We start from the raw sequence: 1102 nt of genomic DNA on the forward strand, positions 1-1102 counted from the left end.
CGCCCACCAACTGCGCGGCGCGCCGCCGCAGCCGCGCCCGCCCGCTGCGCCACCTCCGGCTCTGATGACACCGCCGCAGCCGCGGCCACGACGGCGGCGCGCGCTGGCCGCGTCGTCGGCGGCGGTCGCGGTGGTCGCGGTGGCGGTGGCGGCGCTGTTGGTGATTCCCCGAATCGGCGGTGACTCCGGTCGTTCGGCGCAAGCCGGCCCGGCGCAGCAGGACGCTGCGCGGCTGGCCGGGCAGCGCTACCTCGAGGCGCTGGCCCGCGGCGACGCCACGGCCGCGCTCGCGCTGAGCGCCGACCCGCCGGCGGCGACGCAATTCCTGACCGACGATGTGCTGCGCGCCCAGCTCGCGGCCGCCCCCATCACCGCGATCACCGTGACCGCGGCGCCCGCGGCGTCGGGTGAGGACCCGGCCAACGTCCAGTACGTCATGTTGTCGGCCAAGTTCGGCCCGACGCTGTCGCAGGCCCGGGTGGGCCTGCACCGCAGCGGCGACGACTGGAAGCTCGACCACACCACCGCCGCCGTCGACATCGGCGCCCAGGGCTCGACGAACGCCTCGCTCAAGTCGGTGGCCTTGTGGGGCGTGGCCACCAACGGGGCGTCGCCGGCGACGGTTTTCCCTGGCGCACTTGAGGTTTCGTCGAGCAATCCCTACATCGACATCACCGCGCAGTCGCAGCCGGTGTTGCTCGACGCGCTGACCGGCGCCGCCGAGCATCCCACCGTCCAGCCCGTGGCGACGCTCAACGACGCGGGCCGCCAGGCCACCAGGACGGCGCTGGACACCTGGACGCGGCACTGCTTCCGCGGGGTGGCCCCGCCCCCCGACTGCTCGACGCTCGACAGCGGCAACAACACCGTGGTCGTCGACGGCGGCGGCGATTTCAGCAAGGTGACATTCAACTTCGATCCCAACACGATGGCGGTCACCACCGGCGGCACCATCGTCTATCACGGCAGGGCCGCCGGCATCGCCGACTACACGGTCAGCCAGGTACCGGTCGGCACGGTGGACCTGACCAAGGATCCGCCGGTGTTCGTGCGCACCGCCGGGCACGGCTGACGCGCATCGCGCCATCCGCCCGTGGCGGCG

At 73.7% G+C, this 1102-nt stretch carries 1 protein-coding gene; it reads left to right on the forward strand.

What is annotated here, in order from left to right:
- Window positions 1–1072: hypothetical protein (locus AC5Y43_RS24940; protein ID WP_499977292.1), on the forward strand; the 1072-nt coding region annotated here is incomplete at its 5' end.
- Window positions 1073–1102: the final 30 nt, after the last annotated feature.

The organism is Mycobacterium sp. NGS57, from assembly GCF_059812405.1.